Source organism: Microbacterium sp. GW823-FHT02G05 (assembly GCF_058797175.1).
Window position 1 is genome coordinate 725469 of sequence record NZ_JBXAJK010000001.1, and the last position, 24335, is coordinate 749803.

At 67.1% G+C, this 24335-nt stretch carries 25 protein-coding genes; 17 read left to right on the forward strand and 8 right to left on the reverse strand.

Annotation, left to right across the window (positions count from 1 at the left end; all coding sequences use genetic code 11):
• Positions 1-16 precede the first annotated feature (16 nt).
• The 8 genes from AC1REM_RS03410 (at position 17) to AC1REM_RS03445 (ending at position 7631) form a co-directional block, all read left to right on the forward strand.
• Positions 17-838 carry an ECF transporter S component gene (locus tag AC1REM_RS03410; protein ID WP_492513333.1) on the forward strand — a complete coding sequence of 274 codons (822 nt, stop codon included), beginning with the start codon at positions 17-19 and terminating at the stop codon, positions 836-838.
• Positions 839-842: 4 nt separating this feature from the next.
• Positions 843-1622 carry an energy-coupling factor transporter transmembrane component T family protein gene (locus AC1REM_RS03415; protein ID WP_492513334.1) on the forward strand — a complete coding sequence of 260 codons (780 nt, stop codon included), beginning with the start codon at positions 843-845 and terminating at the stop codon, positions 1620-1622.
• Positions 1619-2464 carry an energy-coupling factor ABC transporter ATP-binding protein gene (locus AC1REM_RS03420; RefSeq protein ID WP_204938595.1) on the forward strand — a complete coding sequence of 282 codons (846 nt, stop codon included), beginning with the start codon at positions 1619-1621 and terminating at the stop codon, positions 2462-2464. Before AC1REM_RS03415 ends, AC1REM_RS03420 begins: the two co-directional genes overlap by 4 nt.
• Complete coding sequence (locus AC1REM_RS03425; RefSeq protein WP_204938596.1) at positions 2461-3285, forward strand: energy-coupling factor ABC transporter ATP-binding protein; 825 nt, start codon at positions 2461-2463, stop codon at positions 3283-3285. The genes AC1REM_RS03420 and AC1REM_RS03425 overlap by 4 nt, the downstream gene beginning before the upstream one ends.
• On the forward strand, positions 3282-4115 hold the full coding sequence (locus AC1REM_RS03430) for an EamA family transporter (RefSeq protein WP_204938597.1): 834 nt from the start codon (positions 3282-3284) through the stop codon (positions 4113-4115). The genes AC1REM_RS03425 and AC1REM_RS03430 overlap by 4 nt, the downstream gene beginning before the upstream one ends.
• 90 nt (positions 4116-4205) lie before the next feature.
• Positions 4206-5528: a GAF domain-containing protein gene (locus AC1REM_RS03435; RefSeq protein WP_492513335.1), complete on the forward strand. Its 1323-nt coding sequence runs from the start codon at positions 4206-4208 to the stop codon at positions 5526-5528.
• Positions 5529-5628: 100 nt separating this feature from the next.
• On the forward strand, positions 5629-7179 hold the full coding sequence (gene exaC, locus AC1REM_RS03440; RefSeq protein ID WP_204938599.1) for an acetaldehyde dehydrogenase ExaC: 1551 nt from the start codon (positions 5629-5631) through the stop codon (positions 7177-7179).
• 68 nt (positions 7180-7247) lie between these two features.
• The gene (locus AC1REM_RS03445) at positions 7248-7631 is read left to right on the forward strand and encodes a DUF779 domain-containing protein (protein WP_492513336.1); all 384 of its coding nucleotides are present in this window, start codon (positions 7248-7250) and stop codon (positions 7629-7631) included.
• A 31-nt stretch (positions 7632-7662) separates the two neighbouring features.
• Here the strand turns inward: AC1REM_RS03445 and AC1REM_RS03450 are convergent, their stop codons facing one another.
• Together AC1REM_RS03450 and AC1REM_RS03455 are read right to left on the reverse strand one after the other, a co-directional pair.
• Complete coding sequence (locus AC1REM_RS03450; protein WP_492513337.1) at positions 7663-8697, reverse strand: NAD(P)-dependent alcohol dehydrogenase; 1035 nt, start codon at positions 8695-8697, stop codon at positions 7663-7665.
• Between the two features lie 138 nt (positions 8698-8835).
• On the reverse strand, positions 8836-9903 hold the full coding sequence (locus tag AC1REM_RS03455) for a hypothetical protein (protein WP_492513338.1): 1068 nt from the start codon (positions 9901-9903) through the stop codon (positions 8836-8838).
• A 313-nt stretch (positions 9904-10216) separates the two neighbouring features.
• Between AC1REM_RS03455 and rpsF the strand changes: the two genes are divergently transcribed.
• The 4 genes from rpsF to rplI are packed head-to-tail and all read left to right on the forward strand — an operon-like array spanning position 10217 to position 11870.
• Entirely contained in the window at positions 10217-10582 is a 366-nt protein-coding gene (rpsF, locus tag AC1REM_RS03460) for a 30S ribosomal protein S6 (RefSeq protein WP_492513339.1), read from the forward strand.
• A 5-nt stretch (positions 10583-10587) separates the two neighbouring features.
• Entirely contained in the window at positions 10588-11088 is a 501-nt protein-coding gene (locus tag AC1REM_RS03465; RefSeq protein WP_204938615.1) for a single-stranded DNA-binding protein, read from the forward strand.
• A 60-nt stretch (positions 11089-11148) separates the two neighbouring features.
• On the forward strand, positions 11149-11403 hold the full coding sequence (gene rpsR / locus AC1REM_RS03470) for a 30S ribosomal protein S18 (protein WP_040168021.1): 255 nt from the start codon (positions 11149-11151) through the stop codon (positions 11401-11403).
• A 14-nt stretch (positions 11404-11417) separates the two neighbouring features.
• Positions 11418-11870, forward strand: coding sequence for a 50S ribosomal protein L9 (gene rplI, locus AC1REM_RS03475; protein WP_492513340.1), 453 nt, complete (start codon positions 11418-11420; stop codon positions 11868-11870).
• Positions 11871-11984: 114 nt separating this feature from the next.
• On the opposite strand, the gene AC1REM_RS03480 is transcribed toward rplI, so the two are convergent.
• Together AC1REM_RS03480 and AC1REM_RS03485 are read right to left on the reverse strand one after the other, a co-directional pair.
• Positions 11985-13148, reverse strand: coding sequence for a chaplin family protein (locus AC1REM_RS03480; protein ID WP_492513341.1), 1164 nt, complete (start codon positions 13146-13148; stop codon positions 11985-11987).
• A gap of 81 nt (positions 13149-13229) precedes the next feature.
• On the reverse strand, positions 13230-14168 hold the full coding sequence (locus AC1REM_RS03485) for a hypothetical protein (RefSeq protein WP_492513342.1): 939 nt from the start codon (positions 14166-14168) through the stop codon (positions 13230-13232).
• A gap of 533 nt (positions 14169-14701) precedes the next feature.
• Between AC1REM_RS03485 and dnaB the strand changes: the two genes are divergently transcribed.
• Positions 14702-16099: a replicative DNA helicase gene (dnaB, locus tag AC1REM_RS03490; RefSeq protein WP_489968260.1), complete on the forward strand. Its 1398-nt coding sequence runs from the start codon at positions 14702-14704 to the stop codon at positions 16097-16099.
• On the opposite strand, the gene AC1REM_RS03495 is transcribed toward dnaB, so the two are convergent.
• The gene (locus AC1REM_RS03495; RefSeq protein ID WP_492513343.1) at positions 16096-16677 is read right to left on the reverse strand and encodes a TetR/AcrR family transcriptional regulator; all 582 of its coding nucleotides are present in this window, start codon (positions 16675-16677) and stop codon (positions 16096-16098) included. The two genes, dnaB and AC1REM_RS03495, sit on opposite strands and share 4 nt — an antisense overlap.
• 144 nt (positions 16678-16821) lie before the next feature.
• On the opposite strand from AC1REM_RS03495, the gene AC1REM_RS03500 reads away from it, so the two are divergent.
• Positions 16822-17496 (forward strand): hypothetical protein, encoded by a 675-nt coding sequence (locus tag AC1REM_RS03500; protein WP_492513344.1) that lies wholly within the window; start codon positions 16822-16824, stop codon positions 17494-17496.
• A 269-nt stretch (positions 17497-17765) separates the two neighbouring features.
• Positions 17766-19166 carry a reverse transcriptase family protein gene (locus AC1REM_RS03505; protein WP_492513345.1) on the forward strand — a complete coding sequence of 467 codons (1401 nt, stop codon included), beginning with the start codon at positions 17766-17768 and terminating at the stop codon, positions 19164-19166.
• A 10-nt stretch (positions 19167-19176) separates the two neighbouring features.
• Here AC1REM_RS03505 and AC1REM_RS03510 read toward each other — a convergent pair whose 3' ends face one another.
• Positions 19177-19908, reverse strand: coding sequence for a hypothetical protein (locus AC1REM_RS03510; protein WP_492513346.1), 732 nt, complete (start codon positions 19906-19908; stop codon positions 19177-19179).
• A 180-nt stretch (positions 19909-20088) separates the two neighbouring features.
• Between AC1REM_RS03510 and AC1REM_RS03515 the strand changes: the two genes are divergently transcribed.
• Both AC1REM_RS03515 and AC1REM_RS03520 read left to right on the forward strand, forming a co-directional pair.
• Positions 20089-21621, forward strand: coding sequence for an Ig-like domain-containing protein (locus AC1REM_RS03515; RefSeq protein ID WP_492513347.1), 1533 nt, complete (start codon positions 20089-20091; stop codon positions 21619-21621).
• A gap of 67 nt (positions 21622-21688) precedes the next feature.
• Entirely contained in the window at positions 21689-23014 is a 1326-nt protein-coding gene (locus tag AC1REM_RS03520; RefSeq protein WP_492513348.1) for a flavin monoamine oxidase family protein, read from the forward strand.
• Here AC1REM_RS03520 and AC1REM_RS03525 read toward each other — a convergent pair whose 3' ends face one another.
• Together AC1REM_RS03525 and AC1REM_RS03530 are read right to left on the reverse strand one after the other, a co-directional pair.
• Positions 23015-23920, reverse strand: a complete 906-nt coding sequence (locus tag AC1REM_RS03525; protein WP_492513349.1) for a DnaJ domain-containing protein — start codon at positions 23918-23920, stop codon at positions 23015-23017.
• Positions 23921-23965: 45 nt separating this feature from the next.
• Positions 23966-24334 (reverse strand): DoxX family protein, encoded by a 369-nt coding sequence (locus AC1REM_RS03530; protein WP_492513350.1) that lies wholly within the window; start codon positions 24332-24334, stop codon positions 23966-23968.
• Between the last annotated feature and the right edge of the window lies 1 nt (position 24335).

Consider the following 24335-nt stretch of genomic DNA (forward strand, 5'->3'; position numbering starts at 1 on the left):
ATGCAAGGAGGCGTTCATGTTCACCACACCCGCGAAGCCTGCGGATCCGCACCGCGTTCGCAATACCGTCCTGATCGCGGTCGGCGCAGCCGTCATCATCGCGACGTACCTGTACCTCGCAATCGGCCAGCCCACTGAGGTCGCTGAGAGCAGCACAAGCCAGGCCTCGCTCATCGCGATCGCCGGCTACGTCATCGGTGCCGTGCTGCTCGCAGCCGGATCGATCCACCGCCTGCCCACCGCCACGATCGCGATGATCCCGGTGGCGATCGCGCTCAACATCGTCGTCGGGCAGATCGTGGCCGTTCTCGGGCTTCCGGTCTACGTCGACTCGATCGGCACCGTGCTGGTCTCGGCGCTTGCGGGACCGGCGGCCGGTGTGGTCACCGGAATCCTGACGAACGTGATCTGGGGCCTCACCCTGAGCCCGATCGCATTGCCTTTCGCCGTCGTGCAGGTCGTCATCGGCGTACTCGCCGGATACGCGGCGCGCATGGGCATGTTCCGTCGCTTCTACCTCGCCCCCGTGGCGGGCGCGATCACCGGCATCGTGGCCGCGATGATCTCGGCGCCGATCTCGGCGTTCATCTTCGGCGGAGCGACGGGAGGTGGCACGGGCGCGATCGTCGGTGCCTTCCAGGCGATGGGGCAATCACTGCTCGGCGCCACCACACTGCAGGGGCTGCTCTCCGATCCGCTCGACAAGGCGATCACCTTCACGATCGTGGTGCTGATCCTCGCGGCGCTTCCCGCCAGGTTCCTGCAGAGATTCCCGTTCGTCCGGCAGTACCGGGTCTTCGGCAAAGCACCGGTGACCCCGCGCAGCAGCGGAGCGTGACCTGATGGCGTCGACGCTGTACGTGGACCGGCCGTCGCCGGTGCACCGACTCAATCCCGTGACAAAGCTGGTGGCACTGCTCACCCTCCTCGTCGTGATCTTCGCGATCCCGTACTGGTGGGTAGCCGCGCTCGGCGTCGTCGCCGTCGTCCTCCCGGCCGCCGTGGTCTCCGGCTGCGGCGGCCGGCTGCTCAAGCTCGGCGGTGCGATCCTGCTGCCGATCATCCTGGTGCTCTTCATCGTGCAGGGACTCACGTTCCCGGGCGGCAAGACACCCGTCTTCCAGTGGGGCATCATCACGGTCACGCTGGAAGGCTTGCAGTTCGCGCTCGGCATCGGCTCGCGCATCGTCTGCCTCGTGCTGGCCTCGCTGCTCTTCGTGCTCACCACCCACCCGGGTGACCTGCTCTCCGAGCTCACCGCCCGAGGCATGTCCCCGAAGTTCAGCTACGTGATCAGCTCGACGCTGCAGCTGATTCCCGCGTTCCGCGACCGTGCCGACGGCATCCTTCTCGCGCAACAGGCCAGAGGGCTGGCCGTTGGCGGCGGGATCGGCGGCCGGATCAAGGCGATGATGCCGCTGCTCAGCCCGCTCGTGCTCGGCATGTTCACCGACGTCGAGGAGCGTGCCACCGCGATGGAGGCGCGCGGTTTCGGATCAGGCGCTCGGCGCACCGCGCTCACTCCGGTGCGCGACACCACAGGCCAGCGCATCGCACGCTGGGTGATGCCCGCGCTCGCGATCGTCGCCATCGTCCTTCCCATCGTGACAGGAGTGCTGTGATCACCCTTGACGGCGTCTCATACGCCTACCCCGACGCGGAGGTCTTCGCGCTCGAGAACATCGAGCTGCACGTACCCGAGCGCGAGATCCTCGGCATCGTCGGCGCATCCGGAGCGGGAAAGACCACGCTCGCGAAGGCGATCGCCGGTTTCATCCCGCATGTCGACGGCGGCGAGCTCTCCGGTTCCGTCGTCGTCGACGGCACTGACCTCGCCGGTGTGCGCCTCTCGGACGCTGTGTCGAAGGTCGGTCTGGTCATTCAGAACCCGTTCAACCAGATCTCCGGCGCGAAGTACACGGTGCGCGATGAGATCGCCTTCGGGCTGGAGAACATCGGCACCCCGCGCGCCGACATGATCGACCAGGTGCAGGCGGCCGCCGAGCTGCTGCGCATCAGTCACCTGCTGGATCGCTCGCCCTACGCACTGTCGGGCGGACAGCAGCAGCTCGTCGCGATCGCCTCGATGATCGTGATGCGCACCCCCGTGCTCGTGATGGATGAGCCGACGTCACAGCTCGACCCCGCCGGAACCCGGATGGTGTTCGACGTGCTGTCTGCGCTGCGCGATGCCGGGACCACGGTCATCATCCTGGAGCACAAGCTCGAACTTCTTCGCGAGCATGCCGACAGGATCGCGGTGATCGCCGATCGCACGATCGCGGCGATCGGCGGCGCGCAGGAGATCCTCGCCGATCCGCGCACCGAGGAGTGGGGGATCGGCAGCACCCGAGTGACGACGGCGGCACGCATGCTGGCTGCGCAGGGGCGCTTCGAGACGTCGCAGACGTTGCCCGTCTCGGTGGAAGACGCGGTCGTCGCGTTCGGAACGGAGAGATCATGACCGGCCTGGATGTGCGCTTCGACAACGTGCGCTTCACCTATCCCAGTGGCGTCGAAGCACTGAAGGGGATCACGTTCACGATCCCTGCGGGGCAGCGTGTCGCGATCATCGGGCAGAACGGCGCGGGGAAGACGACTCTCGTGCGTCACCTCAACCGCATCAACGCTCCGAGCTCCGGAACCGTGCACGTCGGCGACACCACGACGGCGGATCAGAGCATCGCGCAGATGTCTGCGCGGGTCGGCTACGTGTTCCAGAACCCGGATGAGCAGATCTTCGCGCGCACCGTCATCGCCGATGTGTCCTTCGGGCCGCGCAACCTCGGCCTCGACGCCGAGGAGGCCGACACGCGGGCGCGGGCGGCGCTGGAGGCGGTGGGGCTCGCCGATCACGCCGACGTGCACCCGCATCAGCTTTCTCTGAGCGAGCGCAAGCGCGTGGCCTTCGCCGGAGTTCTGGCGATGCGCACTCCCGTCCTCGTGCTCGATGAGCCGACGACAGGACAGGATGCGCGCGGCGTCGAGACGATCGCGCGCATCGTGCAGCACGTGGCATCCGAGGGGCGCACGGTCATCGCGATCACCCACGACATGGACTTCTGCGTGGAGAACTTCGACCGCGTCATCGTGATGACGCAGGGTGAGGTGCGTGCAGACGGGACGCCCGGAGAGGTGTTCGCGAGCGGAGAGGTGATCGCGCAGGCCGCTGTCGAGCCGCCACAGCTCATGCGCCTCGCCGCAGAGCTGGGGTGGGCAACGCGTCCGCGCGATGCGGAGGAGTTCGTCGACACCGTCGCACTGCATTCGGGACCGGCCGCATGACCGCGATTCTCGCTCTGCTGGCCGCAGGATTCCTCGGCACGGCGGACTTCCTCGGTGGTGCGCTCTCGCGCCGCGTTCCGATGCTCACGGTGCTGGTGCTGTCGCAGCTCGTCGCGACGGCCGCAGTGGTTCCGCGGCTGATCGCCGAGCCCATCGGCGGCGACCCCGGTGGGGGATATCTCTGGGGTGTCGTGAGCGGCATCGGCGCCGCGGTCGGCGTCTCGGCCCTGTACCGCGCGCTCGCGATCGGCACAATGGGCGTCGTTGCGCCGATCGCCGCACTCAGCGTGCTCGTGCCCGTCGTCGCCGGCCTCGTCGGCGGGGATTCTCCCGGGTCGCTCCTGGTCATCGGGATGATCGTGGCGGTTCTCGGAACGGTGCTGGCGAGCGGGCCCGAGCTCAAGGGCGGAACCGGCGGGATCAAGCCGATCCTGCTCGCCCTGCTCGCCGCGCTCGGGTTCGGCACCAACAATCTCGCCGTTGCATGGGGGAGTGCCTATGACGTGTCGGCGACGCTGCTCGCGAACGTGCTGACGACGCTGGTGCTCTACCTGATCGCCCTGGCCGTCGTGCGGGTCGCTCCCCGGGCATCCGGTTGGCCGCTTGTGGGGATCGTCGCGATCGGCGTGCTGGGCTTCCTCGCGAACCTCTTCTTCGCGATCGCCGCCGAGACCGGAATGCTCTCCGTCGTCGCCGTCTGCGTCTCGGTGTTCCCCGCCGTGACCGTGCTGCTCGGATGGTGGTTCCTGAAGGAACGACTGCGTGTGGTGCAGATCATCGGCGTGGTGCTGGTCCTCGGCGGAGCGGCTGTCGTCTCTCTGTCGGTCTGAGCCCTTCGCGTCGGCTCGGTGCGCCGCCCCTGCCGCCGAGCCGACGTGAAGCCTAGACTGACCAGACCCGTCACCGCCGATCGGAATCCGATGGTCTCGCCCTGGTCTTCGCGACGTGAGGTCTCGCCAGAGACATCACGACTGATGATCGAGCGCGCGCACGAGGAGCTCGTCGCGGGAAACGTCGTCGATCCGCGTCTGACAGATGTGCGTCCGCTCGTCCGTGATTCGTGGCGAAGGTCGATGGCGCAGCTCGTCGGGGTCGAAGCCCTGCCACCGCTCGATCTCGGAGATGCCGTTCTTGAAGAGCATCGTCGCGCGCATCCGCTGGCGGGGGTCATGGACATGGTGCGCGGGCTGCTGCTGCCGGGCGGGGCCAGCGAGTCCGGTGTGGTCGTCGCCGTCGGCGATGAAGCAGGCCGTCTGCTCTGGGTCGAGGGCGACCATCGCATCCGCACCCTCACCGGCGAGATGGGCTTCACCGAGGGTGCGAACTGGTCGGAGGCCGCTGTCGGCACATCCGCTCCCGGCACCGCGCTCGAGCTCGGACGCTCCGTGCAGATCCTGGGCGCCGAGCACTTCAACAGGCTGGTTCAGCCGTGGTCATGCACCGCGGCACCCGTGCACGATCCGGAGACGCGCCGCATCCTGGGTGTGATCGACGTCACCGGGGATGCCACGGCGATCACTCCACAGGCGCAGCTGCTCGTGGATGCCACGGCGCGGGCGATCGAGGGCGAGCTGCTCGTCTCGCGGCTGCGCGCCCGCGCCGAACAATCGCCGGTCAAGGCGAAGAGGCGCCGTCCGGACGCGTCCCGTTTCACGTTGCGCGTTCTCGGCAGAGATCGCGGACTGCTCGAAGCGGCATCCGAGCGATCATCGACCGCGGTTCCGATCAGCGCACGGCATGCGGAGATCCTGCTCATGCTCTCCACCCACCGTCAGGGGCTCTCGGCGGAGCGCCTCGCCGAACTCGTCTACGACGATTCCGAAGCACTCGTCACACTGCGCGCGGAGATGGTGCGGCTGCGTCGGATGCTGCAGGAGCACGCGCCCGCGCTCGTGCCCGAATCGCGGCCCTACCGCCTGCCCGCTGACGTGGAGACCGACGCGCAGCACCTGCTGTCGCTACTTGATCGCGGTGCGCACCGTGTGGCGCTCGCCGCGTATCGCGGAGACGTGCTGCCGGACTCGACCTCTCCCGGCGTCGAAGAGGTACGCGAGAGCGTGCGCGCAGCGTTGCGGGAAGCGATGCTGTCCGAAGCCAGCGTCGAGGTCCTTCTGAACTACATCGACACCGATCTCGGCGCTGAGGATGATGAAGCCCTGCGGCTCTGCCTCAGCTTGCTGCCCGCCCGCTCGCCCAAGCGTGCAGGGGTCGTTGCGCGTCTGGAGGCGCTGAACGACGGGTAGCTGCAGCGCCCCACTCGCGGGCGCAACTGCATGCAACCTTCGCGCGCGTACGCTCCGAGGCATCTCCGGAACCACTCCCGGACCTGTCAAAGGAGACACCATGACCATCGTCGAAGAAGACGTGTCCACCGCATACGCCGCACCCGGGCAGCCCGGGAGCATCGCGAAGTACCGCGCCCGCTACGGTCACTACATCGGCGGCGAGTTCGTCGAACCCGTCAAGGGCCAATACTTCGAGAACGTCAGCCCAGTCAACGGCAAGCCGTTCACCGAGGTCGGCCGCGGCACCGTCGAGGACATCGACCGCGCCGTCGACGTCGCCTGGAAGGCCTTCGGCAGCTGGGGCAAGACCAGTCCCGCGCAGCGTGCCGTCGTGCTCAACAGGATCGCCGACCGCATGGAGCAGCATCTCGAAGAGATCGCCGTCGCCGAGACGTGGGAGAACGGCAAGCCTGTGCGCGAGACGCTCGCCGCCGACATCCCGCTCGCGATCGACCACTTCCGCTACTTCGCAGGAGTGCTGCGCGCGCAGGAAGGCGGCATCAGCCAACTCGACGAGAACACGGTCGCCTATCACTTCCACGAGCCGCTCGGTGTGGTCGGGCAGATCATCCCGTGGAACTTCCCGATCCTGATGGCGACGTGGAAGCTCGCTCCTGCGCTCGCCGCGGGCAACTGCATCGTGATCAAGCCCGCCGAGCAGACTCCGGCCTCTCTGCTTTTCCTCTTCGACCTCATCGGCGACCTGATCCCCGCCGGCGTCGTGAACATCGTCAACGGCTTCGGCATCGAGGCGGGCGCCCCGCTCGCGCAGCACAAGCGCATCCGCAAGGTCGCCTTCACCGGCGAGACGACGACGGGGCGGCTCATCATGCAGTATGCGTCGCAGAACCTCATCCCGGTGACGCTGGAGCTCGGAGGCAAGAGCCCGAACGTGTTCTTCGAGGACGTCGCACGTTCGACGAGCGACCCCTACTACGACAAGGCGCTTGAGGGCTTCACGATGTTCGCCCTCAATCAGGGCGAGGTCTGCACCTGCCCCTCCCGTGCCCTCATCCAGCGGTCGATCTACGACACCTTCCTCGCCGACGGTCTGGATCGCGTGCAGAAGGTGCGCCAGGGCAACCCGCTCGACCCGAACACGATGATCGGCGCCCAGGCGTCCAACGACCAGCTCGAGAAGATTCTGTCGTACATCGACATCGGAAAGCAGGGCGGTGCGCGGCTGCTCATCGGTGGGGAGCGCGCCGATCTCGGCGGTGATCTGAGCGAGGGCTTCTACGTGCAGCCGACGGTGTTCGAGGGCACGAACGACATGCGCATCTTCCAGGAGGAGATCTTCGGACCTGTGCTGTCGGTCACGAGCTTCGACGACTTCGACGATGCGATCGGCATCGCCAACGACACCCTCTACGGTCTCGGTGCCGGGGTGTGGAGCCGAAGCGGCGACACCGCGTACCGTGCCGGGCGTGCGATCGAGGCGGGTCGCGTCTGGACGAACACGTACCACCAGTACCCGGCGCACGCCGCCTTCGGTGGCTACAAGCAGTCGGGCATCGGTCGCGAGAACCACAAGATGATGCTCGATCACTATCAGCAGACCAAGAACCTCCTGGTCTCCTACGCCGAAGGCCCGATGGGCTTCTTCTGATCCGCTCCCGGGCGGGCGTCGCCGCTGGCGCCCACCCGGGTACGGGGGAGTGTGAGAGGAGCGGACGCATGAACTTCACCAGAGTCGCGGTGACGGATGCCGCGGCATCCCTTCTCCGTCAGCTCACCGCGCAGCACGGGCCACTGATGTTCCATCAGTCGGGCGGATGCTGCGATGGTTCGGCCCCCATGTGCTACCCCGTGGGCATGTTCCTCACCGGGCCGGGCGATGTGAATCTGGGCACGCTGGATGTGGGGGTGGATGCGGCGATCGACGTCTTCATGTCGGAATCGCAGTTCGAATACTGGAAGTACACTCACCTCACGATCGATGTCGTCCCGGGCAGAGGCGCAGGCTTCTCGGTCGAGTCGCCGACCGGTCAGCGCTTCATCACCCGCTCCCGGATGCTGGACGAGGCAGAGCTCGCACACTTCGGGCTCGCAGCCACCTGACCGCGAGCCCGAAGTGTGCGAGGAGCAGGAGCTACGGCACGACGACCGCGCGGCCGCGCACCTCGCCCTTGTGCAGCTTCTCGTAGGCCTCCACCGCCGTGTCGAGGGAGTACTGCTCGACGTGCACCCCGACCGATCCGGTGCGGGCCAGATCGAGCACCTCGATCAGCTCGCTGCGGCTGCCCCAGTAGGGCGCGCGCACCGAGGCGCCGAAGGGCGTGGAGAAGAAGCCGGTCGGCAGGATGCCACCCCCGATTCCGACGATCTGGATGTCGCCGTCCACGGCGACCACCTGGCGCGCGATGTCGAGCGTCGGCTGCACGCCGGTGAAGTCGAAGACGGCTTCCGCGCCTACACCGCCGGTGAGCTCGCGGATCTTCTCGACCGCGGCAGCATCCGACATCAGCGCATGATGCGCGCCGACCTCGCGGGCCAGAGACAACTTCTCCTCGCTGATGTCGAGAGCGATCACCGTCACCGGCGAGACCGCGCGCAGCACCTGGATGCCGACGTGGCCGAGGCCACCGGTTCCGATCACGACCGCGGTCGCTCCGGCGCGAAGCTTCTTCGCCGACGACATGATCGCGTGGTACGGGGTGAGGCCCGCGTCGGTGAGGGAGACGGTCTCGATCGGATCGAGGTCGCCGAGCGGCACGAGGTGACGTGCGTCATCGACGATCACGTACTCGGCCATCGCACCCGGAGCGCCGAGTCCCGGAGGGGCGATGCCCAGCGCGGCGGCACGGGTGCAGTAGTTCTCCTTGCCCTGTGCGCACGCGTGACACTGGCCGCATCCCCATGGGCCGTAGATCGCGTAGGAGCCGCCGAGTTCAATGCCTTCGACGCCGTCGCCGAGCTTGTCGACGATACCCGCACCCTCGTGACCGAGAGTGAGCGGCAGTCCGTAGGCGTACTGCTCGGCCGGAAGGCTCATGATGAACCAGTCCGAGTGGCAGAGCCCGGCCGCGGTGACCTTCAGCCTGATCTGACCCGGCCCGGGTTCGGGTGTGGGGATGTCGACGAGCTCCGGGCCTTTGCCGATCTCGCGATACTGGATGGCTTTCATACCTGCTCCTCATCTGAGGGCGGATGCGCCCTCGGTCGTGGCGAAGCGCGGCGGCATCGCCGCACATCCAGCTTCGCACTCTCCGCGAGCTGATGGGCAGGTGTGCACCGTGAATACTGCGCGGCCAGCGGGCGACCGTTACAGGAAGTAGGTGAGCAGTCCGAACCCGACCGCGGCGCCGAGCACGATGAAGAGCACCCACGGGACGCTCTGCTTGAGCCGGCGTCCCTGCGGGGCGACGCCGACGGGAGCGGAGAGCGCCGCGACGAACGGCAGCGTCGATGCGGCATCCACTGCCGCTGGTGCGTCGAGACGCTCGTCGCGCCAGCGACCCCACTGGTCGAACTTCACCATGAGGGCGGCGACGATGTCGAACATCCGCTCCCAGGTCGCCGGGTCGAGAGTCGAGATGTCCCGTTGTGCGTAGAGGAACAGCCAGTCGTCGACGATCTCGACATCGAAGCGGCTGGCCTTGTCGATGAAGCGCTGCATGATGTCGGGCGTGAAGAGGTAGAGGGCGTCGCGTTCGTAGCCTGCGGGGCAGTAGAGGGCGAAGTGCTTGTCGAAGTCGCCCTCGAGCCCCAGGCGCTGTTTCTTGTTGAAGCTGTTCGGCAGGTTGGATCCGAAGAGCGAGTTGTTGCCGCTCGAGTCGAGCACGATGTTCGGCAGAGGCGCATCCAGCCGGACCGCGATGTAGCCCCAGTTGTGGGTGGTGCGGTTCTTTCCCGAGCCTGTCTCGTACTGGTAGTTCGCGAACTCGACGAAGCGCGGACGCTCGCCGCGCACGATCCGCTCCGCCATCCGGCTGTCGCCCTCGTGGAAGATCATCCCCGGCAGGTTGGGCCTGTCGATCCGCGGGATGTAGGTCATGCCGTTCGCCTCCGCGAAACGGTGCAGTCGGTAGTGGCGGATGCGCGAGCGCTGCACGGCCTTGACGATGATCCAGAGGAGAAGGGCAAGTGCCGCGAGAGTCGCGACGATCGCCATGATGCTCGAGAACACCTCGCCGGCGAGGAACAGCTCACCGATCATCGCGACTCCGACGGGCAGCAGGACGCCGGCCGCGACGAGACCGATCAGCGAGAGCATCACGATGCCGACGACAGATCCAGCAGAGGTGTTCGAGCGCGTCGCCTTCGTGTAGGCCGCGACCTCACGGGGATCCACCGGCTCGGTCAACGGGCGGGGGTCGAAGCTCACGCTCATGGGTCCTCCGGGGCAGTGGGGCAGTCGCGCACGGGGCACGTGCGGTCACAACTCCTCAGTGTTGCGGGCTTTCCGAGAAATCGTGCGCCGAACGGGCTGATTCCTGCGTTTTCTGAGGAGATGCGCACGCGGGATGACGCGAGCCCCGGTTGCGTGCCACTCGGGCGTGTCGTGCGGCACCCTCGACTTCGGCTAGACTGTTGAGGTTGTCTGCCCAGATCCGGAATCGCCGGCTACGGACAGACACGTGCAACACACCCTCCTGCTTCCGGGAAAGTCCCGGGAGCCGTTCTAGTCCGAAGGAGGTGGGTAAGTGACGCACCAGTACGAGCTCATGGTCATTCTGACCCCCGAGCTGGATGAGCGCCAGGTTGCCCCCAACCTCGACAAGTTCCTGAAGGTCATCACCAACGATGGTGGCTCGATTGACAAGGTCGACGTCTGGGGCAAGCGCCGTTTCGCCTACGAGATCAACAAGAAGAACGAGGGCATCTACGCCGTCGTGAACTTCACCGCCACCAGCGAGGCCACGCAGGAGCTCGACCGTCAGCTCGGTCTGAGCGAGCTCGTGTTCCGCACCAAGGTGCTCCGCGCCGAAGAAGCAATCGCACAGGTTGCTGCTGAGGCCAAGCGCGCCGAGGAGAAGGCTGCTCGCAAGCCCAAGGCAGCGAAGGCCTAAGACCCATGGCCGGCGAAACCGTCATCACCGTGGTGGGAAACCTCACGGCCGACCCCGAACTGCGTTACACGCAGAACGGGCTGCCGGTGGCGAACTTCACCATCGCATCGACGCCTCGCAACTTCGACCGTGCGGCGAACGAGTGGAAGGACGGCGAAGCGCTGTTCCTTCGCGCGTCCGTGTGGCGTGAGTTCGCGGAGCACGTGGCAGGTTCACTGACCAAGGGCATGCGGGTCATCGCGACCGGCCGTCTGCGTCAGCGCTCCTACCAGGACCGCGAGGGCAACCAGCGCACGGCGATCGAGCTGGAGGTCGACGAGATCGGCCCCTCGCTGCGGTACGCCACGGCGCAGGTCACCCGCGCTGCCTCGAACGGTGGCGGCGGCGGACAGTCTCGTCCTGCGCAGCAGCAGGTGTCGGAAGAGCCGTGGTCTACCCCCGGCTCGTCCACCAGCGCAGATGCTTGGAGCACTCCGGGCAGCTTCGGCGACGACACTCCGTTCTGATCAAGTCTCGGGATGCGCGCGCATAGCGCGGCAGCATCCGCAAAAAACTAAGGAAAAACCATGGCTGGAAAGTCGAGCGGCGACCGCCGCAAGCCGCGGAAGGGCGCGAAGAACGCCGCTCCCGCGAAGTCGATCCGCGTTGGTGTCATCGACTACAAGGATGTCGCGACCCTCCGCAAGTTCATCTCGGAGCGTGGAAAGATCCGCGCCCGTCGTATCACCGGTGTCTCGGTTCAGGAGCAGCGTCTGATCGCCAAGGCGATCAAGAACGCACGCGAGATGGCTCTCCTGCCCTACGCCGGCGCTGGCCGCTAAGGAGGAGCCCCATCATGTCGAAGCTGATTCTTACGAATGAGGTCGCCGGGCTCGGTGGAGCCGGTGACGTTGTCGAGGTCAAGAACGGGTACGCCCGCAACTACCTCATCCCGCAGGGCTTTGCTGTCGCGTGGACGCGCGGTGGCGAGAAGCAGGTTGCGTCGATCCGTGCTGCCCGTGAGGCACGCGCGATCCACGACCGCGACGACGCTGTTGCCCTGAAGAACACGCTGGAGAGCGCCAAGGTGCGTTTTGCCGTCAAGGCAGGCGGCGAAGGCCGTCTCTTCGGTTCGGTCAAGACCGCCGACGTCGCTGACGCTGTTGCTGCAGCTGGCCTCGGCGCGATCGACAAGCGCAAGGTGCACATCCCCGCCCCGATCAAGGTCGTCGGCGAGCACCAGGCCACGGTTCGTCTGCACGACGACGTGACCGCCGTCATCACGCTGCAGGTCGTCGCCGCCAAGTAAGGCGCGACGCCTCCGGAACGGCCTCTGTCCCTCGGGACAGGGGCCGTTCCGCATTGGTGCGGGGGTGGATGCCTCGGGCCTTAAGATGCCGAGGCATCCCTCACCGCGATTCAGTTAGGCGCGACGACCGCGAAGAGCGAACCCGCCGGCCGCGAGCAGCAGCAGGCTCAGAACGACCAGCGCGACCGGCGCCGCCCCACCCGTCGAAGCCAGCATCGGCATCGAACCGCTGGCACTTGCGAACGCGTGCGTCGATCCGGGCGTGCCCGTCGGGGGGTTTCCCGGGTTCGTTCCGGGAGTGGTGCCGGGGTTGGTCCCGGGGTCAGTGCCCGGATCTGTACCAGGGTCCGTGCCGGGGTCCGTCCCCGGATCGGTCCCGGGGGTGATTCCCGGTGTCTCCACGACGCTGGTGCCGAGAACGGCGATGGCGTTGCCGCCGACAGTGATCGGAATTGAGACCGGGAGGCCCAGCTGCGTGCCGCCCAGGAGCGAGCCGTCACCACCCGTGGTCGGGGTCGACCATCCGCCCGTCGACGGGCCCGTCGTGGGCGACCCTGCCGATGAGCTGTCGCCGAGCACCGCGATCGCGTTCCCGACGACACTCACCGGAACTGCGATCGGAGCGAGCACCTGCGTGCCGCCGAGGATCGAGTCATCACCGGAGGTGTTCGGCGCGGGAGCGGGTGCCGGGGCGGGTGCCGGGGCCGTCGCGCCAGCGGGTGCCTGCGACACCGTGCTGTCGCCGAGCACGGTGATGGCATTTCCGGATACGTCCACCGGCACAGTGACGTCAAGCAGCGCCTGCGTGCCGGAGAGCAGCCCGTCGATGCCGCTGGTGGTGATCACCGGCGGGGCTGCCGACGTCTCGGGCGGCGCAGGCGTGGACTCCGCCTGGGCCGTTCCCAGCAGCCCGAGAGCGTTGTCGGTGACGGACACCGGCACGTTCACAGTGACGACCGCCTGTGTGCCGGATGCTGCGCCGTCATCCCCGGAGGTCACCGGGGCGGTTTCCTCGCCATGCGCCAGCACCGCGTCAGGTGAGGGCGCAGGCTCGGGAACCGGGGCGGGTGCCGGCGCGTCCACGACGGACGTGCCGAGCACTGAGATCGCGTTTCCCACGAGCGACAACGGTGCTGTGACAGGCGTGAGGATCTGCGTGCCTGAGAGCAGTCCCTCCTCGCCGGAGGTCTCTGCCGCGTTGGCGGCTGTCGCGCCGAGCAGGGTGACCCCGCCGGCGAGGAGCAGGCCCCACAGGGCCCGCTTGATGAATGTACGCATGATGTAACTCCTGACTGATTGCTTCGAGTGATGGCGCGCGAGCGCGCGGGTTCTTCCGCCTCTGTGGCGGCTCGAGGCAGGTCAGTCAGGTGAGGAGTCAGAGTCGAACGTCGGAGATGACGGCAGCGCCTCGCTGGCGGCGCCGGATGCGTGTGCGGACGCAAGGAGCGTCCTGCCATAGGTGCCGGGAAGGTGCCCGGCCATCCCACCTGATCCTCCCGCGCCGCCGGAAGCGGACGCAGAGGGCGCAACTCCCGGCGGTGCGTGCGCGGGGCCCTGGGGTGATGTCGGCGGCGAGGGCGCTGCGGACAGCGGGATGTCGTCAGCATCCGTCTGCCATGCCGATGATGCGTTTCCGGCCGGTGTGCGACTGAACGTCCCCGCGGTCGCGGGCACGGAGGCCACGAGCGCAGCGCTGGGAGCGATCGCGTCCGGTGCGACCGGAGCGGGAGTGGGAACCGGTGATGCCGGCGTTGGTGGCGTGACCTCGGGTCTCGGAGTCGTCACCCCGGGAAGAACGATCTCGACGATGGGGGCGACGATGTCGTCGACCACGGGAGTGACGACCCCGATCACCGGAGCCAGAGTGTCGTCCAGTGCGGAGCCGACCGTGCCGACTGTGCCAACCGTCGTATCGACGACGTCCAGCACCGTGTCGACCGTATCGACGGCCGTGTCGACAACGACCGGAACGACGCCGGTGACGTCTTCCACGATCGCGGCAGCGGGTGGCCCGGCGACCGGCAGGGGCTCGACGACCTCGGTGACACCGTCGACGACCGGCTCTGGGGCGATCGCCGTCTCGACGGCACCGAGAACGTCGGACACCGGTGACGTGATCGATGACGTCGTGTCGCTGACCACGGACGTGAGGTCTTCGAGCTGCCCGGTCGGGCGCTCGACCGCCGACGCGGATCCGGAGCTCAGCGCGATGGTCAGCACAACCCAGCCGAGCACGACCACGGCACCACCGAGGAGGCCGGTGATGGCACGGCGGGTCCGACACGCGAGAGCGTCCACGTCACCTTCCCCTCTGAAGGAACGTCTTGCACGGAGCTGGGGTTGTAGGAGCCGAATGTACTCCTCACCGGGGCATCCGTCTAGCCCGACTTTCTCCGAGCTCGGACAGAAACCGCGTGATTCCGCGGAGGCGCGCCCGGCGCGGTTTCGACTTGACTTTCCCCACAGTTGTACACACGTGCATAGATCACTGACAAACCTTCAACGTGGGGTTTAAGTCGCTTGTTATCCACATCCTGGGGAAACAACAAATACCAGGTCAAAGGGAAATACCTTAGGCAACCATTGAGTTGTTCCCACAGTTATCCACAGAGCTTGTTCACAGACATGCCGGAGTTCTTCGCACACTCTCCACACAGTTATCCACAGGCTCTGTTGCGTGGGGATAAGGGCGCTCGTAGCGTGGGGGAGCCCCCCGATGTCCGAGGCCTGTGGTCTTGTTGTGTCAGGGTCGCCGCGGCCCGATCCAGGCAGCGAAGCGACCTCGGAATCCGGGCGGGCGCGCACAGGTCGCTGACAGCGGAAGGGGTCACGTGTCGATTGCTGACATCTCGGACGAGCGCCTCGGAGGAGGACGCGGACCCGAGCGCACCCCGCCGCACGACCTGATCGCCGAGCAGAGCACCCTGGGTGGAATGCTGCTCTCGAAGGACGCGGTCGCCGACGTCATCGAGACGCTCCGCGGCACCGATTTCTACGTCCCCAAGCATGAGCTCATCTTCGACGCGATCCTGACGCTCTACTCGCACGGTGAGCCGACCGACGTCGTCGCCGTCACCGATGAGCTGATCAAGTCGGGCGACCTCGGACGCGCGGGCGGTGCCGACTACCTGCACTCGCTGACCTCCATCGTGCCGACGGCCGCCAATGCCGGCTACTACGCGAGCATCGTGTCCGAGCGCGCGATCCTGCGCAAGCTCGTGGATGCCGGAACCCGCATCGTGCAGATGGGCTACGACGGCCAAGGCGATGCCACCGACCTCGTGAACAATGCGCAGGCAGAGATCTACTCCGTGACCGGTGGGCAGGAGACCGAAGACTACGTCCCGCTCACGATCGCCGTCGATTCCGCGCTCGAAGAGATCGAAGCGGCGAGTGGTCGCGATGGCTCGATGACGGGTGTGCCCACGGGATTCCGTGAGCTGGATGAGCTGACCAACGGCTTGCACGGCGGACAGATGATCGTCATCGCCGCCCGTCCCGCCATGGGCAAGTCGACGCTCGCTCTGGACTTCGCCCGTGCAGCATCCATCGGACACAACCAGCCGTCGATCTTCTTCTCGCTTGAGATGGGGCGCGCCGAGATCGCCATGCGATTGCTCAGCGCGGAGGGCTCCGTGCCGCTCCAGAGCATGCGCAAGGGCACGCTGGACCAGCGTGACTGGACGACCGTCGCCGCGACCCGCGGGCGCATCAACGACGCTCCGCTGTACATCGACGACAGCCCCAACATGACGCTCGTCGAGATCCGCGCGAAGTGCCGGCGCCTCAAGCAGCGTGCCGGCCTGCGCATGGTGATCATCGACTACCTCCAGCTCATGACGAGCGGCAAGCGCGTCGAGTCTCGTCAGCAAGAGGTCTCGGAATTCTCACGTGCGCTGAAGCTGCTCGCCAAGGAGCTGCAGGTTCCCGTCATCGCGCTCTCGCAACTGAACCGTGGTTCTGAGCAGCGCCAAGACAAGAAGCCCGCGATCAGCGATCTGCGTGAGTCCGGCTCGATCGAGCAGGACGCCGACATGGTGATGCTGCTGCACCGCGATTCCGTCTACGACAAGGACGTGCGCCCGGGCGAGGCCGACCTCATCGTCGCCAAGCACCGTAACGGTCCCACCGCGACGATCCCCATCGCCTTCCAGGGCCACTTCTCGCGCTTCACCGACATGGCGCCGGGTGGCGACTTCGGTGGTGGCGGCGGAGGCGGGTTCGGCTAAGCCGGCGAGGTGAGCAGTTTCAGTGCAGTGTCAAGCGCCTCTGACGCGTGTTCCGCGGGCAGTTTCGCACTGAGAGTCATCACCGCGAGGCCTTCTGCAACGGCCAGCAGTGATGTGGCCACGAGGGAGAGATTTCCTTCAGGCGCACCGCCGAGGAGGTGACTGATGTGCCCGATCAAGGCGTCATTGCCTTCGCTCAACCGCGCGGCAGCGGAGGGGTTGTTCGCGGCATAGGCCTGGAATGCCAGGGCGACGCGTGCGTCCTCGACTTCTGAAGGGCTCTGGGGGATGAGGCCCCCAACCAGCGATCGAATGACCGCAAGCGGCTCAGGCTCTGCCCCCAGCGCGCCAAGCCGTTCGGTGATGCGCTGCTCGTACCGCTCGCTCGCGAATGTCATTGCGTGCTGCAGCATGTCTTCCTTGGAAGGGAAGTAGTGCTGCACCATCCCCGCGGTGACGCCCGCTTCTGTGGCGACATTGCGCAGGCTCACGGCATCCAGGCCGTCGCGAGAGACGACGCGCAGAAGAGCCGCGGCGATGTCTCGACGGCGTCCTTCATGATCCACGCGTTTGGGCATGCCCACAGCTTTTCACATTGCACTTGTATTGACAATCGCTGACTCAACGCTTTACATTACGAGTGTATTGAAAAGACTGGTTGGTAGCGCGCCCGCCACCTATCACCGCATTCTTGCCATCCTCACCCCGCCGAAAGACTCCAGATGGACGCCACACCTCACGCGCTTGCCGACACGGGCCCTCGCAAGATCGGCCCCGAACTGCACGGCTCCGCGCGGGCACGTCATCTGGTGGCCCGGGGGACCGCGATTGAGGTGGCCGGCTGGCGCAGCATTGGACGCGCCATCACGCGGCGCCCGCGCGTTCCGGAAGGGGCCTCCGCGCACAGCTATGACAAGCCCGTCCGCACGATTCTCATCGTCTTCCTCGTGCTCTCCGCGATCGAAGTGCCGATCATCGACCTCATCACCCACCCCTGGCCGGCGGTGCGCTTTCCGCTGCTCGCGCTCGGCATCTGGGGCGTCATGACCATGCTGGGGATGCTGTTGTCGTACTACACCCAGCCACACGCGGTCGGCCCCGCGGGCATCCGCGTCCGCAATGGCGGGGAGGTGGACATCGACCTCCCCTGGGAGGTCATCGCGGTCGTCGAGAAGCGGCGCAGGTCGCTGTCGGATTCGCCCACTCTTGCGCTCACCGGATCAGGCGACCATCAGGTCCTCAACCAGGTCATCCAAGATGGAACAGACATCGACATCACGCTCGAAGCTCCCACGCTCCTGCGCTTGCCACAAGGAGATGTCACGGCCTCAGCTGTTCGCATCTCCGTGGACGACACCGAAGCGTTTCTCGACGCCGTGCGCCTGCATATCCCGTGACGCCCTTTCGGTGAAGAGCCGCTGAGGGGCGGCGCTGCCTCGGGTGTCTGCCCCTCTTGCTAGGGTGGCGGCGTGCGATGGCGGGCGGACGAGGCGGGTGGTTCACGAGGTGTTCCATCCTCTCCGGGGATACCCCGGGGCACGCAGGCTGAGCTGGCAGAAACGCCGCAGGCGCCTCCCTGCGCTTCGCGCAGTACAGCGCCCGCACTGATGGACGAGTCGTACGCCCGCCATCGCACGCTGCGTTCGCGCCTGGCGAGCGTCAGCGCATGACGCCGACCGCGGCCGCTCGCACCCTGGGGCACACTCCGCAGCCGGCGGCATCCGCCATTGCCCGGGCACTTGCCGACGCCTTCCTCGACGCCCCGGCATGGTCGCGGCACGAACTGATGGCAGCCGGAGCGCGCGTTCTGGGTGCCCGCCGCCGCTGGCTCGGTCGTGTCGTAGATGAGATCCTCGGCGACTTCGTGCGAGCACCGCGCGATTCACCTCGGCTGCTTGCCACACTGATCGAAGACTCTTCTGCCTTCCGAGAAGGCGTCTCCAAGGCCGCGGCGCGCCGTTCCCCCCAGCAGATCCACTACCGACCGCTCGCGCCGCAGCATCCGCTCGCGCCGCAGCCATATCCGCTCGATCCGGCACCGGCACTGCCGCGACTCCGCACCCTCCCGGAACTCGCCGAACTCCTCGACCTCAACCTCGGACACCTCGAATGGCTCGCCGACACGAAGAACTGGAACCGCCGAGCCCGCCCCGGCGGCCTTCATCACTACCGATACGAGTGGCGGGCTCGTCCGGGGCGCGTCCCGCGGCTGCTCGAGGTGCCCGAGGATCGGATGCGACGCACCCAGCGCGCCCTGCTGGATCAGCTCCTGTCACGTATCCCTGCGAACGACGCGGCGCACGGTTTCCTCCCCGGGCGGAGTGCCGTCACGGGGGCTGCGCGGCACGTGGCATCCGACATCGTCATCTCGCTCGACCTGACCACGTTCTTCGCGCGCGTCACCGCAAACCGCATCTACGGAACGCTCCGGCAGGCGGCGTACGACGAGCAGATCGCCCACGCGATCACCGGTCTGTGCACGAACTCCGTGCCTCCGCGGGTACTGGCGGCGATGCCTCCGGGCGGCTCACCAGAGGAGCGCTTCGCTCTGCGGCGGGTGCTCGCCGCAAGCCATCTGCCGCAGGGGGCGCCGTCGTCGCCGATGCTCGCCAACCTCGCGGTGCGCCGGCTCGACTCTCGGCTCATGGGGTGGGCCGAGAAGGCGGATGCCACCTACACGCGCTACGCGGACGACCTGACCTTCAGCGGGAATGGCGTCATCGCGAAAAGGCCGGATGCCTTCATTCGTGGCGTACGGCGCATCATCGCCGACGAAGGGCACATCGCGAACCCGGCGAAGACGCGTGTTCGGCGGCAGGGCACGCGGCAGACGGTCACGGGGATCGTCGTCAACCAGCATCCGAATCTCGCTCGCAACGAGTTCGACCGGCTCAAAGCGATCCTCCACAACTGCGTCGTCCACGGCCCTGCGGCGCAGAGTCACGCAGGTGCGGATGGCTTCCGCGCCCACCTGCTCGGGCGGATCTCGTGGGTCGAGAGCCTGAACCCTGCGCGAGGTGCAAAGCTGCGCCGGGAGTTCTCACGCGTCGACTGGGGGAACTCGTAGTGACCGGTCGTCAGGGTTCCTGATCGCGCCAGAAGATCGGCGGGCCCTCCGTCGGGCGGCGCGGCACGTAGTTGTTCCAGGATCGCTGGTACGTCCGGTAACCCTGGAACGCCCCGGTGATCGCCCACGCGACGCCCACCACGGCACCCACTGTGATGGCCCAGCCGAGCGCACCGCTCGCCATCTGCACGAGCGCACCGGCGAACATCCCGTACACGCAGGCGTTCACGATGATGATCAGCACGGCGGAGCTGCCGAACAGGTGACTGAAGTCGCTGCGACGGTGCAGGAACGAGTAGGTGCGCGCCATCCCCGCTTCGTCATCGGTGGACGAGGCGAGGAAGTACTGTGCGACCTGAGGGTCGAGGTCGACGTACCCACTGCGCATCCGGTTCATCGCGACGACGTACATGAGGTCTTCGTCCGCCACATTGATCACCCGCATCTGCGTCATCACGCCGATGAGGCACAGGAACGCGAGTATGGCCAGCAGCGCGGCCGTGAACCAGCCCGAGAACGCGGATGCTTGGCCGAGAAGCCCGATCGTCACAAGTCCCGCCGACACGAGCGTGAGGAAGATCGTGATGCGCGTGAGCACCTCGCTCTGCGCGGTGCTGCGGGCCGCGAGCAGGCCCCAGTGCTCGGTGGCCAGAATCTGCGCGCGGCGTGCGAGCGCGGCATCCGATTCCGCCGGATGGATGTCGGGCGGAATGTTGTCTGAAGCTGCGGCGCCTGCGTCCATTGGCTGTGCTCACGGTGTCTGACTGTGCCGAATGTCAGCATCCTTCTCTCTGCGGGTGGCATTTCACAAGACCCTCTTCGAGTGGGGTCGAGTTCGGGCCGGGGAGGCGTTCGACGCGAGGTCGCCGGCCCGCGTTTGGCGACGCCGTGTCGATGCTCTAATTTTGGACTTATGACAAACATGGTCTCCGTCCAGACTTTGGACTCCTCTCCACAGCGTCGTCGTTTCGGGCGCGCGATCCTGGGTGCACTGCTTGCGGTCTCGCTCTGGTGGCCCGCCGTGCCGGCTGCAGCGGTTCCCACACCCGCGCCGGTGGAAACGGTGACAACGGTGGAGTTGTCAGCGGCAGCGGCGCAGTACGGAGACGTCACTCTGGCTGTCGCACACGTCTCCCCTGCGGGGCCGGTGAATCTGATGGGTCAGCCCGTGACCTTCCTTCTTGATGGATATCCCCTCGGCACGGGGATATTGATCTACACGGGGTCGGGTGTTTTCACGGCATTCGGCGTATTCACCCGTGAGGTTCCGGCGGGAACGCACGCCCTGACTGCGCGATTCGACGGGTACACGCCGGCGACCGGAGACAGCGCCGCGGGGTCGACGAGCGAACCGGCCTCCTTCACGGTACGACAGGCTCCGACCGGCACGGTGCTGGTCAGCGCCCCGTCAGCGGCGACCGCCTTCGAGGCCATCGACGTCTCCGCATCGGTGTCATCGCCGGTCAGTGGCGTGACAGGAACGGCGACGCTCTACGGAGACAACGCACCTCTGGCGACGACGACCGTTGCCGTTGATGGCACTGTTCAGTTCGAAGACGTGGTGGTTGCTCCGGGAATCAGCGCGCTTCACGTGGGCTTCGACGGGGATGCTGCGTCGAACTTCGCGTCATCGTCGTCGGCCTTCTTCCCCATCACGGTCTCGACGATTGCAACCTCAGTTGCACTGCAGCTCTCGGATGCCGACACGTGGGCGGGTGACACGGTGACGGCAACGGTCGATGTGTCCGCCCTGCCCTCCGGGGAAACCGTGACGCCACGCGAACTGCACGGCGCAGTGGAGGTCCTCGTGAACGGGACGGTGGTGGCCACTGCTCCCGTGCAACCGAACGGTCCGACGGTCTTCGACGGTGCGCAGACCCAGATCGCCCTGGATACAGCCACGCTCGGGCTCGGCGGGCACACTGTCTCGGCGCAGTTCCTGCCGATGGCGGGGCTCGATCCTTCCCGGAGCGCGGATGCTCCGCTGGAGGTGCGTCCGATCGTCACGACGCTCACCCCGGACCACGGTGCGGTGTCGGGAACACCCTCGCTGGCTGCATCCGTGGCGGTTCGTGTATCGGAAGAGCGGGGCGGCGAATTCCCGGCGACCGGCACCGTGCAGCCGTTCGTAGATGGGGTCTCGATCGGTGACCCGGTTGCGCTGGTCGACGGAGCAGCCGAGGTGACGTTCACCGGACTGGCCGTGGGCACGCATGACGTCGAGCTGCGCTTCGCTCCTCTGTCCGGGGATCGTCGTGAGAGCACCGCACAGGTCCGCGTCGAGGTCGTCCCCGACCCGGTTCCCGCTCCTGGCCCCGCACCCGCTCCCGCGGCACCGGCGACCGCGCTGCTGGCGACGACGGGTGCCGAGGCGCCATGGATGCCCCTCGGCGCGGGACTGATGCTGCTTGCCGCAGGGGTGGTTCTGTCGCTGCGACGTCGAGGCGCAGTCTAGGACTTCACCCTGGCCTTCGCCCGTTGCTGCGCAGTACCTTCGGAGCACACGAAGCAGGGGAGGAAGCATGGATCACTTCGACACGATCGTCGTCGGCGCAGGTGTCGCCGGTCTCACGGCGGCGCGCCTGCTCGCCCGGGAAGGGCACCGCGTCGTGGTCCTCGAGGCGCGCGATCGCGTCGGCGGGCGAGTCATCACCGACCGCTCCGATGGTCAGACCACCGATCTCGGTGCTTCGTGGATCCACGGCATCACCGACAGCCCTGTCGCTGCGGCGTGTGAGGCGTTCGGCATGCGCATGGTCGAGTTCACGGTCGGCGGCTATCAGCCCGACAGCCGACCGATCGCGTACTACGGGCCGGACGGGGCGCGCCTCAGCCCGGAGGAGACCGCGCAGTTCATCGACGACATCCACCGTGCGGATGCGGCGCTGCCGGCGATCATCTCGCACTCCGCGCCGCGTGATTCGTACCTCGACGTCACCGACGCGGCGATCGCTGCGCAGGGCTGGTCTGCCGACCGTGCCCAGCGCGTACGCGAGTACATGCGCCATCGCAGCGAGGAGCAGTACGGCGCGCGCATCGACGAGCTCGCCGCGCACGGACTCGACGATGACGTGGTCGACGGTGACGAAGTCGTCTTCCCCGACGGCTACGACCGCCTCCCGCAACATCTCGCCGAGGGGCTCGATGTTCGCCTCGGCCACATTGTCACCGGAGTGCGGTGGGGCGATGACGGAGTGACCGTGACGAGGGATGATGACACGTTCAGCGCGGCATCCGCCATCGTCACGGTTCCGGTCGGCGTGCTCCAGTCGACCGACTTCAGGATCGAGCCGCCATTGCCCGATCCGGTCCGCGGTGCGCTCGGCCGCCTCGCGATGAACGCCTTCGAGAAGGTGTTCCTGCGTTTCCCGACCAAGTTCTGGGACGACGGCGTCTATGCGATCCGTCAGCAGGGTCCGGCGGCGGACTGGTGGCACTCCTGGTACGATCTCACATCGCTGCACGGAACGCCGACGCTGCTGACATTCATGGCCGGCCCCGCAGCCCAGGCGCTCAAGGACAGCGATGACGCCAAGATCGTGGCATCCGCCCTCGTTCAGCTCCGCCAGCTCTACGGTCCGAGCGTGACAGAGCCCACCCGCGCGCATGTCACGCGCTGGCAGGACGATCCCTTCAGCCGCGGCTCCTACGCGTACATGACGCTCGGGTCCACGACTGCCGACCATGACGATCTCGCCACACCGATCGGGGGAGTGCTGCACCTCGCCGGCGAAGCGACCTGGACCGATGACCCCGCGACCGTCACGGCCGCGCTGTGCTCCGGTCACCGTGCGGCCGAGCGGGTGGCGCAGCGCCACATCCCCATCGAGAGTCTGTGGCAGGTCTGACTATGCCCACCGCACCGTGCTCTGCAGTCGGGTGCGCACATCGAACAGCTCGTTGCCGCCGATGACCCTCGCCCCGGGAACGCCCGTTCGCAGGGCAGATCCGACGACGCTGCGGCGCACGACGATCGTCGGAACGCCGCGGATGTTGCCGAGCGTCGTCACCGGCTGCGATACGTCGTCATCGGGGAGCGCGATCACCGCACCGCTGAAGCGGACTCCGGCCGCTTTCCCAACTGTGCGCATCCGCGACAGCAGCCCGGTCACCGGGGCGCTCGGGCCGATCGCCGGTCCGACGATCTCGCCCTTGCGGAACCCGACGACGTCGCCGAAGTCCTCGGAGAGCAGGCCGTAGAGGCCCGTCGGGCTGAGGACGACATGGTCGAGCGTGTCGCCGAGATCCGTGCCCGCCTGCACGTCGTGCCAGGCCGTGAAGCCCATGCCGAGCTCAGAGACCGCGTGGGCGGTCGCCTCCTGCGCGAGGGCGACGGCGAGCATTCGCCGCAGTTCGCGCGGCACCGTGCGCACCAGTGCGGGGTCGAAGGGATCCGCGATCTCGGTGCCCGCCCAGTCGCGCACCAACTGGACGTACTGTGCGCGGATCGCTCCGCCGGGAGTGCCGAAGGCCTGACCGCGGACCCGGGTGCCCGTGCGGCTGGGGGGATCCCACGCGCCCCAGCCGGAGCTCTCCGCGAAGCCATGACCGCGATCGTAGGACACGCGGGCTTCGACGGTGCCCACGAACTCCCATGCGCGCTGCACCTGGATGAACACGGATGCGTCGCCGCCGGTGTCGGGATGCGTCTGGCGCAGCCGCAGGCGATAGGCGCGACGCAGGGTGTCGTCGTCGCTGTCGGGCGCGACGCCGAGGATCTCATAGGCGGATGCCGAGAGCGGACTGTCGAACATCACACTCTCCTCGGGTCTCGACCTCCAGCGTATCCGCTGGGTGAATCAGCCCAGGACGACGAGGAAACCGAGCACTGCGCTGACGAGAGCGAGTCCGCCGAGCACGAGGTTGACGATGAACTTCTCCTTCAGGCGCACGTGCACGATGATCGCCACGGCCATCGTGATCACGAGTCCGACGGCCGCGATCGGTGCGAGGACGGGAGCGATGTTCAGCAGGAGAGGGAGGACGAGTCCGATCGCGCCCAGCAGCTCAACCGCGCCGATCGCCTTGATGCCCGCGGGTGAGACGTCCTCCGCCCAGCGCATGCCTCCGGCGACGATCGCCTCCTTCGACTTGAGGAGCTTCATGGTGCCGGCGCCGAGGAATGCGAGGGCGAGAAGGCCGTTGACGACCCACAGAGCGATGATCATG

What these genes read in the sequence shown, in the direction of transcription:
- AC1REM_RS03410 (WP_492513333.1), top strand. Translation starts at nt 17, where the DNA reads ATGTTCACCACACCCGCGAAGCCTGCGGATCCGCACCGCGTTCGCAAT.
- AC1REM_RS03415 (WP_492513334.1), top strand. Translation starts at nt 843, where the DNA reads ATGGCGTCGACGCTGTACGTGGACCGGCCGTCGCCGGTGCACCGACTC.
- AC1REM_RS03425 (WP_204938596.1), top strand. Translation starts at nt 2,461, where the DNA reads ATGACCGGCCTGGATGTGCGCTTCGACAACGTGCGCTTCACCTATCCC.
- AC1REM_RS03430 (WP_204938597.1), top strand. Translation starts at nt 3,282, where the DNA reads ATGACCGCGATTCTCGCTCTGCTGGCCGCAGGATTCCTCGGCACGGCG.
- AC1REM_RS03435 (WP_492513335.1), top strand. Translation starts at nt 4,206, where the DNA reads ATGGTCTCGCCCTGGTCTTCGCGACGTGAGGTCTCGCCAGAGACATCA.
- exaC (WP_204938599.1), top strand. Translation starts at nt 5,629, where the DNA reads ATGACCATCGTCGAAGAAGACGTGTCCACCGCATACGCCGCACCCGGG.
- AC1REM_RS03445 (WP_492513336.1), top strand. Translation starts at nt 7,248, where the DNA reads ATGAACTTCACCAGAGTCGCGGTGACGGATGCCGCGGCATCCCTTCTC.
- AC1REM_RS03450 (WP_492513337.1), bottom strand. Translation starts at nt 8,697, where the DNA reads ATGAAAGCCATCCAGTATCGCGAGATCGGCAAAGGCCCGGAGCTCGTC.
- AC1REM_RS03455 (WP_492513338.1), bottom strand. Translation starts at nt 9,903, where the DNA reads ATGAGCGTGAGCTTCGACCCCCGCCCGTTGACCGAGCCGGTGGATCCC.
- AC1REM_RS03465 (WP_204938615.1), top strand. Translation starts at nt 10,588, where the DNA reads ATGGCCGGCGAAACCGTCATCACCGTGGTGGGAAACCTCACGGCCGAC.
- rpsR (WP_040168021.1), top strand. Translation starts at nt 11,149, where the DNA reads ATGGCTGGAAAGTCGAGCGGCGACCGCCGCAAGCCGCGGAAGGGCGCG.
- rplI (WP_492513340.1), top strand. Translation starts at nt 11,418, where the DNA reads ATGTCGAAGCTGATTCTTACGAATGAGGTCGCCGGGCTCGGTGGAGCC.
- AC1REM_RS03480 (WP_492513341.1), bottom strand. Translation starts at nt 13,148, where the DNA reads ATGCGTACATTCATCAAGCGGGCCCTGTGGGGCCTGCTCCTCGCCGGC.
- AC1REM_RS03495 (WP_492513343.1), bottom strand. Translation starts at nt 16,677, where the DNA reads ATGCCCAAACGCGTGGATCATGAAGGACGCCGTCGAGACATCGCCGCG.
- AC1REM_RS03500 (WP_492513344.1), top strand. Translation starts at nt 16,822, where the DNA reads ATGGACGCCACACCTCACGCGCTTGCCGACACGGGCCCTCGCAAGATC.
- AC1REM_RS03505 (WP_492513345.1), top strand. Translation starts at nt 17,766, where the DNA reads ATGACGCCGACCGCGGCCGCTCGCACCCTGGGGCACACTCCGCAGCCG.
- AC1REM_RS03510 (WP_492513346.1), bottom strand. Translation starts at nt 19,908, where the DNA reads ATGGACGCAGGCGCCGCAGCTTCAGACAACATTCCGCCCGACATCCAT.
- AC1REM_RS03515 (WP_492513347.1), top strand. Translation starts at nt 20,089, where the DNA reads ATGGTCTCCGTCCAGACTTTGGACTCCTCTCCACAGCGTCGTCGTTTC.
- AC1REM_RS03520 (WP_492513348.1), top strand. Translation starts at nt 21,689, where the DNA reads ATGGATCACTTCGACACGATCGTCGTCGGCGCAGGTGTCGCCGGTCTC.
- AC1REM_RS03525 (WP_492513349.1), bottom strand. Translation starts at nt 23,920, where the DNA reads ATGTTCGACAGTCCGCTCTCGGCATCCGCCTATGAGATCCTCGGCGTC.
- AC1REM_RS03530 (WP_492513350.1), bottom strand. Translation starts at nt 24,334, where the DNA reads ATGATCATCGCTCTGTGGGTCGTCAACGGCCTTCTCGCCCTCGCATTC.